This window comes from Acinetobacter sp. UBA5934 (assembly GCF_002430855.1).
Classification (GTDB): domain Bacteria; phylum Pseudomonadota; class Gammaproteobacteria; order Pseudomonadales; family Moraxellaceae; genus Acinetobacter.
Map to the genome: position 1 here is coordinate 2,306 of NZ_DJDC01000097.1, position 7,311 is coordinate 9,616.

6 protein-coding genes and 2 pseudogenes are annotated in these 7,311 nt (G+C 43.3%); 6 read left to right on the forward strand and 2 right to left on the reverse strand.

Translation table 11 applies throughout. The annotated features are described in order from the left end of the window. The 3 genes and pseudogenes from B2Y23_RS06945 to B2Y23_RS06955 form a co-directional block, all read left to right on the forward strand. A pseudogene (locus B2Y23_RS06945) lies at nt 1-173 on the forward strand (exonuclease domain-containing protein); the annotation flags it as partial. A gap of 221 nt (nt 174-394) precedes the next feature. Then, nucleotides 395-1,183 (forward strand): tRNA threonylcarbamoyladenosine dehydratase, encoded by a 789-nt coding sequence (locus B2Y23_RS06950; RefSeq protein ID WP_291353714.1) that lies wholly within the window; start codon nt 395-397, stop codon nt 1,181-1,183. Nucleotides 1,184-1,390: 207 nt separating this feature from the next. Continuing rightward, nucleotides 1,391-1,921 (forward strand): annotated as a pseudogene (locus tag B2Y23_RS06955) (adenylate kinase). Nucleotides 1,922-1,924: 3 nt separating this feature from the next. Here B2Y23_RS06955 and B2Y23_RS06960 read toward each other — a convergent pair. Further along, nucleotides 1,925-2,968: a hypothetical protein gene (locus B2Y23_RS06960; RefSeq protein ID WP_291353716.1), complete on the reverse strand. Its 1,044-nt coding sequence runs from the start codon at nt 2,966-2,968 to the stop codon at nt 1,925-1,927. Between the two features lie 157 nt (nt 2,969-3,125). Here B2Y23_RS06960 and pheS point away from each other — a divergent pair, with 157 nt between their 5' ends. The 3 genes from pheS (at nt 3,126) to B2Y23_RS06975 (ending at nt 6,933) form a co-directional block, all read left to right on the forward strand. Next, nucleotides 3,126-4,106 (forward strand): phenylalanine--tRNA ligase subunit alpha, encoded by a 981-nt coding sequence (gene pheS, locus B2Y23_RS06965; RefSeq protein WP_291369869.1) that lies wholly within the window; start codon nt 3,126-3,128, stop codon nt 4,104-4,106. Between the two features lie 152 nt (nt 4,107-4,258). Further along, nucleotides 4,259-6,640: a phenylalanine--tRNA ligase subunit beta gene (gene pheT / locus B2Y23_RS06970; RefSeq protein WP_291369871.1), complete on the forward strand. Its 2,382-nt coding sequence runs from the start codon at nt 4,259-4,261 to the stop codon at nt 6,638-6,640. Next, nucleotides 6,637-6,933 (forward strand): integration host factor subunit alpha, encoded by a 297-nt coding sequence (locus B2Y23_RS06975; RefSeq protein WP_004649746.1) that lies wholly within the window; start codon nt 6,637-6,639, stop codon nt 6,931-6,933. Before pheT ends, B2Y23_RS06975 begins: the two co-directional genes overlap by 4 nt. A gap of 174 nt (nt 6,934-7,107) precedes the next feature. On the opposite strand, the gene B2Y23_RS06980 is transcribed toward B2Y23_RS06975, so the two are convergent. Continuing rightward, a partial coding sequence (locus tag B2Y23_RS06980; RefSeq protein WP_291369873.1) for a hypothetical protein occupies nt 7,108-7,311 on the reverse strand: 204 nt, incomplete at its 5' end.

Consider the following 7,311-nt stretch of genomic DNA (forward strand, 5'->3'; position numbering starts at 1 on the left):
TCCATTACCGTAACCTGGACGTATCTTCAGTGAAAGAGCTGGCAAAACGCTGGCGTCCAGAAATTATGAGCGGCTTGAAAAAGAATGCTTCACACCTGGCGATGGATGACATCCGCGATTCGATTGCAGAGCTTAAATATTATCGTGAATATTTTTTCATTATGAATAAGTAACAGGATTCTTTCATCATGCTTTTTAGTTCTTCCTCTGGGAGAAAAATAAAGAGAGCATAAACAGTGATGAAAGAGGAGTGAACAGGGTTCAAAGAAAAAGGGGCGAAAGCCTCTTTTTTATGCTTTGTTATAACTGCTGAACGATTCCGAAGAGATAGGTTATCGGATTCAGCTGGAATTTGATAAAATGCAGCGGTGTTTTTTTAGATGTTAGATGACGAATGACTGATCTTCCTGAAGATGATGAATATGAGCGCCGTTTTGCCGGGGTGGAAAAAATTTATGGAGATGAGGCTTTTCGTCACTACGAACACAGTCATGTGATAGTGATCGGGATTGGTGGCGTCGGTTCCTGGGCGGTTGAAGCCCTGGCACGTAGCGGTATTGGTGAACTCACCCTGATTGATATGGATGTGGTGGCTGCATCGAATATTAACCGTCAATTACCGGCCATGGGCTCGACCTTGGGCCGGGAAAAAATTGAAGTGATGGCTGAGCGCTGTCATTCGATTAATCCACGGATCAAGATTAATCTGGTGGATGATTACTTAACCCCAGACAATGTCCAAGAACTGTTGGCCAACGCCCCCGATGTCGTTCTCGATTGTATTGATGACGTTAAAGCCAAACTGGCGTTAATGCTGCATTGCCGCTTTAACAAAATTCCTCTAATTGTGTCGGGCGGGGCTGGCGGAAAACTGGATCCTTTAAAAATCCGTGTTGCCGATTTGTCTAAAACTGAACAAGACCCAATGCTGGCGAAACTGCGTAGTCAGTTACGTGCCAAGGGGATTTGCAAAAAGCCCAAAGAAAAATTTGGCATTAGCTGCGTTTATTCGGTTGATAATCCATTTTCAGGCGCAGAGGTGTGTGCCAGTGCCGGCTTGCGCTGTGGCGGATATGGCTCGGCTGTAGTGGTGACTTCAAGTTTTGCCATGGTGGCCGTGGCAGAAGTATTAAAAAAACTGGCATTGAAAAAGCCTAAAACTGAAACTGCTCCATCAGTTTAAACAGAAAAAAAGATGAAGATGGATGAACGCGATTCTAGCTATTCGGGTTCATTCAAACTTTGTATATAAAATAAAAATGCATAAATCACGTATAAATTTATTCAACCTACTTCAACAAAAAAGCCAAAGTATTTTTCTATTATTTGACCTAAAAATACCACTTATGAATCTGGATCATTTTATTGAATTGCTAAAGGCTACATCATGATGAAACGCATTAATGTGGTCGGGACATCTGCATCGGGTAAAACCACATTTTCCAAGGCGATTGCAGAAAAACTCGGGCTACAGCACATTGAGCTGGATGATCTGTTCTGGCAGGACAACTGGCAACAAAGTGCAGATGAGGTGTTCCTGGCTAAATTGACGACACAAATGAATCACACAGTAACGGGTTATGTGATTGACGGCAATTACTCGCGAAGCATTCCGGTGAAATGGCGCGAGGTTGATGTGGTAATCTGGCTGGACATTCCCTTTCATGTCAATATGTGGCAATCGCTAAAGCGGGCAATACAACGTGCAGTAACGGGCCGAACACTTTGGCCAAGTTCCAATAACACAGAAAGTTTCGGTCGAATGTTAAGCCGGGATTCAATTATCTGGTGAATGATCAAAACCCACCAGAAAAACCGGAAAAAATATTTGAGCATGATGGAGGATCCGCAGTATCAGCATATTCGCTGGATCCATTTGAAATCCTCCAGACAGGCTCAGCAGTTTTTAGCCGCTTTATAAAAATTAAAGCCCAAAATAGTAAGCTAGTACACAAATGATGATTGTCAGCAAAATCAGTTTGATGACCCCGGATGTGCCCACCTTATGTGAGGTATGTGCAGGATGGCTTTTTAGCTGTGCTGTGCTAGGCGGAATAGCCGCTGCACCATCCAGAGGGTTGGCAACTTCAACTTTGGTCAGTCGTGCGGACTGATAATGATTGGCAACTTTAACAATAAATTTTGCAGTTAAATCGTCCAGCTTCTGTGAGAAATGGCGTAAATTCAGCTGTTCTTCGGGTGTTAGTTCACTACCATCGGCATGATAAGGATGCTGCTGTTGTTGTCTAATATAACCAGATAAAGCCTCTAAACGATGTAAGGTAATATGTGCATAATCTGCCTGATACTCACCTGGCAGTAAAGGCAGATATTTAGTCTCTAACAATGGTGAGCCATCCGCATTTTCGCTTGCAGTTTTCGGGATGCCATAATAAGGATAGTCGCGATTTGCAGGTTCAATAAAGCCCTGCGCAAACTTGCTGTCGAATAATTCATTATTGGTATAAATCTGAATGTCATCCCAATTCGGCTGTTGCAGATCGGCCTCAATACGTTTTGCCAGTTTTGAGTTTAGCTCGAAACGCCAGAAGGTTTCCTGACGGCACTGTTCCTGCTGCGGCTTGGGTGCTTCATAGTCATGATCGGCGCTATACCATTCAGCTAATTCCTTGCCAAAAATCCAGGCGGTCTTTTTATTCTGCTCGTGACTGACAATAAAATGCGGAATGGCAAGCAATTCGATATTGGCATTCGGGTTTTGCTCATCATTTAATAAACTGGAACTATGCAGGCTGATGCGCTGAGTTCCTCGTTTTTTCAGGCCTTCCAGCCAGATTTGAAAATGCTGGGCCAGTAAATGCTGTGACATCAGATCACGGAAACGTAAATTATGCTGGTTAAAAATGGCATGTTGTACCCAATGAGTAAAACTCAAATTTTGGCGGAGATACTCATTGCCATATGTAACCAATGTCAGTTGTTGTTTCCAAATTTGATCGAGTGCCATTGTTATTGATCTCATAAATATTGGCTTTATCTTATACTTTTTATAAATCTGGATGCTAATCTAATTTTTCCTCTATATGGAACTTCATCAATACGTTCAAAAACTGTTAGAATATGGGGTTTTATTATATTTTTAAATTGTTGCTTTGAGAGTTACTATGTCACTGGAAGCCCTGACCACTGAAGCGCTCGCTGCGATTGCAGCAGCAGAGGACCTTGCTACACTCGATCAAGTACGAGTGCAATTTACAGGGAAGAAAAGCCAGCTCGCGGAACAATCCAAGGCACTGGGTAAAATGGACCCGGAAGAACGTAAAGTTTTTGGGGCCAAAATTCATGCGGTTCGTGAAGCCATTACAGGCGCATTGACGACTCGTCAGACTGAATTACAAAAAGCTGCATTAGAACAAAAGCTTGCTAGCGAAACTGTTGATATTACCTTACCAGGCCGTGGTCAAAGTGTGGGCAGCATTCACCCTGTGACTCAAGTGCAAGAACGTATTTGCCAGTTCTTTACCAAAGCCGGTTTCACGGTTGCGACCGGCCCTGAAGTTGAAGATGATTATCACAACTTTGAAGCATTGAACATTCCGAGTCATCACCCTGCACGTGCCATGCATGACACTTTCTATTTTGATGTGAATCATTTATTGCGTACCCATACTTCTGGTGTGCAGATTCGTACCATGGAAACCCAACAACCACCGATTCGTATTGTTTGCCCGGGCCGTGTTTATCGCTGCGACTCGGATCAAACCCATTCGCCAATGTTCCATCAAATTGAAGGTTTATACATTGCGGAAAATACCAGCTTTGCAGAATTGAAAGGTTTGTTGATTAACCTGTTGAACGAATTCTTTGAAAAAGACTTAACCGTACGTTTCCGTCCATCTTACTTCCCGTTCACTGAGCCAAGTGCAGAAGTAGATATTATGGATGAACGTGGTCGCTGGTTAGAAGTTTTAGGTTGCGGTATGGTGCATCCGAACGTGCTTCAAGCAGCGGGCATCGATTCTGAAAAATACAAAGGTTTTGCGTTTGGCTTAGGTGTGGAACGTTTTGCCATGCTTCGCTACGGTGTGAATGACTTGCGTATGTTCTTCCAAAATGATGTGCGTTTCTTACGCCAGTTTGCTTAATGGTTTAAATACAGATTTAACAATTTAAAGGTTTATAGAAATCCCCCTAAATCCCCCTTTAAGAAAGGGGGACTTCCACAGTCAAAAATAGAGTACGTGGCTTTCCCCTCTTTTTAAAAGAGGGGTTAGGGGAGATTAAGGAAATTGAATTTATGAAAATTAGCGAAAATTGGTTACGCACCTGGGTTAACCCAGCTATTGATAGTGAAAAACTGTCTGATCAATTGACTATGCTTGGTCTGGAAGTGGATGAATTGGCGCCAGCGGCTAAACCTTTTACAGGTGTGGTTGTAGGTGAAGTGCTGACTGTAGAACAACATCCGGATGCTGACCGTTTACGTGTGACCACAGTAAATATTGGTTCTGGCGAGCCATTACAAATTGTCTGCGGTGCACCAAACGTACGTGCCGGCATGAAAGCCCCAGTGGCAACCATTGGTGCTGTACTTCCAGGCGATTTCAAAATCAAGAAAGGCAAACTTCGTGGTATTGAATCACAAGGTATGCTTTGCGGTGCTTCGGAAATTGATCTTGAAGATAAAATCGATGGTTTGTTAGAGCTACCAAGTGATGCACCTGTAGGCGTGAACATCCGTGAATACTTAGACCTGGATGACAAGGTTATTGATATCAGTATTACGCCAAACCGTGGTGACTGTTTCAGTATCCGCGGTATTGCCCGTGAAATTGGAGTGATTAACCAACTTCCAGTCACTGCACCTGAAATCAAGGAAGTGGCTGCGACCATTTCTGATGAGAAAAAAGTGGTTGTTGATACTGAAGGTTGCCCACGTTACTTAGGCCGTATCATTAAAAACGTCAATACCAAAGCTGCGACACCAGTATGGATGGAGCGTGCGCTTGCTCGTTCTGGTATCCGTCAGCACAGCATTTTGGTGGATATTACCAACTACGTCTTGATGGAACTGGGTCAACCGCTACATGCATTTGACGGTGGCAAGGTTCAAGGTGCTGTGCATGTTCGTCAAGCTACGGCGGGCGAAAAACTTGTGCTGTTGAACGAGCAAGAAGTTGAGCTGCAAGATAACGTTATGGTGATTGCAGATGATGAAAAAGCATTAGCAATTGCCGGCATCATGGGCGGCTTGTCTTCAGCAATCAGCGATGAAACCACTGAAATTTTCTTAGAATCAGCATTCTTCGCGCCATTACACATTGCCGGTCGTGCACGTAGCTTCGGTTTACATACCGACGCATCACAACGTTATGAACGTGGTGTCGATTTTGAATTGCCAATGATGGCCATGCACCGCGCATCACAGCTGATTGCTGATCTTGCTGGTGGTGAGTTTGGTCCAATTACGGTTGCAGAAAAAGCTGAGCTACTGCCAACACGTGATGCAATTGAACTGAATCAAGCTCAAGTCGATCAATTGTTGGGTTATCGCGTTGAATCTGACTTTATTACCGATGCCTTGCAGCGTTTAGGTTGTGTAGTCACTGTCAAAGCACAAGGCCAGTGGAGTGTTGTTCCTCCTTCACACCGTTATGACATGGCCATTTATCAAGATTTGATTGAAGAAGTGGCACGTATTCACGGTTATGACAATATTCAAATCAGCTTACCTGTAATTGAGGTGAAACTTGCCAAACATCAAGACCAGTTTGAATTGCCTCAACTTCGTCAAACCTTGGTCACTTTAGGTTATCAAGAAGCGATTAGCTTTAGCTTTGCCGATGCCAAACTTGAAAAGCAATTGAATCCGGCAGTTAACCCATTAATGTTGGCGAATCCAATTTCAAGTGATTTGGCTGCAATGCGTTCGACGCTGCTATCCAGCCTAATTCCATGTGTACAGTACAATATCAACCGTCAGCAAAGCCGTGTGCGTTTCTTTGAGCTAGGTTTACGTTTTGATTATCAAGATGCAAAAAGCATTCATGATTTAAAACAGATTCCGACTTTGGCTTTAATTGCAGTCGGTGCTAAAAACGCTGAATCATGGCATGGCAAAGCACAGCCGATGGATTTCTTTGACCTTAAAGGTGAAGTGGAAGAAATTTTAGCGGCAGGACGAGTGAAAGTTGAATATGTGCGTTCGGAGCGTAGCTGGTTACATCCTGGTCAATCTGCTGAAATTTTAGTAGATGGAAAATCAGTAGGTTATCTCGGTCGTCTACATCCATCTTTGGAAGATGAGCTCGATTTGGGCGTGTCTTGGGTCGCTGAACTCGATCAAAAGGCTATTTTGCAAACTTATGTATCTAATTTTACAGAATTATCACGTTTTCCATCGGTAAGACGTGATATTGCGCTTTTAATTAATGATAAGATTAATGTTAGCGAAATTCAGGGACTTATCGAAAAAACAGGTGGGGAGCTGCTAGACTCGACATGGTTATTCGATGTGTACACTGGACAAGGAGTAGAAGAAGGGAAACGCTCACTGGCATTTGCACTTCTCTGGCAGCATCCAAACCGTACACTGGAAGATGCTGAAATTAAATCAGGTATGGATAATATCCTTCAAGTGTTGGAAAACACTTACCAAGCGACATTGAGGGCTTCATGACAGCACTAACAAAAGCAGAAATGGCTGATCATTTAAGTGAGCTCACGAGTTTAAACCGTCGTGAAGCTAAACAAATGGTCGAGTTGTTCTTTGATGAGATTAGCCAAGCGCTAATCTCAGGCGAGCAAGTTAAACTTTCAGGTTTCGGTAACTTCGAGTTGCGTGATAAACGCCAACGTCCAGGTCGAAACCCGAAAACGGGTGAAGAAATTCCAATTTCTGCACGCCGTGTAGTTACCTTCCGTGCAGGGCAGAAATTCCGCCAGCGCGTTGGAAATGAGCAGATCGATTGATCTGCTTTTTTTTGTTTTCAAATTTTAAGAGGGTCTTTTGTTTCAAACAGTACGGAACAGTGGTGTTTGTAGATTAGATCGTTTCATGTATTTTTATATGATTGAACTTTATTTAAGTCATAAAAAAAAGAGAGCCAAAAGGCTCTCTCTTTTTTTACTGAATAATCGTAAAGATTATTGAGCAGCAGAAGCAGCAGCTTCAGAAGCTGGAGCAGCAGCAGCAGCGTCAACAGCAGAAGCAGCAGCGTCAGTAGCAGCAGAAGCTTCAACAGTAGCAGCAGAAGCAGCAGCAGTAGCTTCAGAAGCAGCTACAGTAGCTTCAGATGCAGCAGCATCAGCAGCAGGAGCTTCTTCAGTTTTTTTAGCACAACCAACGAA

What these genes read in the sequence shown, in the direction of transcription:
- pheS (WP_291369869.1), top strand. Translation starts at nt 3,126, where the DNA reads ATGTCACTGGAAGCCCTGACCACTGAAGCGCTCGCTGCGATTGCAGCA.
- B2Y23_RS06950 (WP_291353714.1), top strand. Translation starts at nt 395, where the DNA reads ATGACTGATCTTCCTGAAGATGATGAATATGAGCGCCGTTTTGCCGGG.
- pheT (WP_291369871.1), top strand. Translation starts at nt 4,259, where the DNA reads ATGAAAATTAGCGAAAATTGGTTACGCACCTGGGTTAACCCAGCTATT.
- B2Y23_RS06975 (WP_004649746.1), top strand. Translation starts at nt 6,637, where the DNA reads ATGACAGCACTAACAAAAGCAGAAATGGCTGATCATTTAAGTGAGCTC.
- B2Y23_RS06960 (WP_291353716.1), bottom strand. Translation starts at nt 2,968, where the DNA reads ATGGCACTCGATCAAATTTGGAAACAACAACTGACATTGGTTACATAT.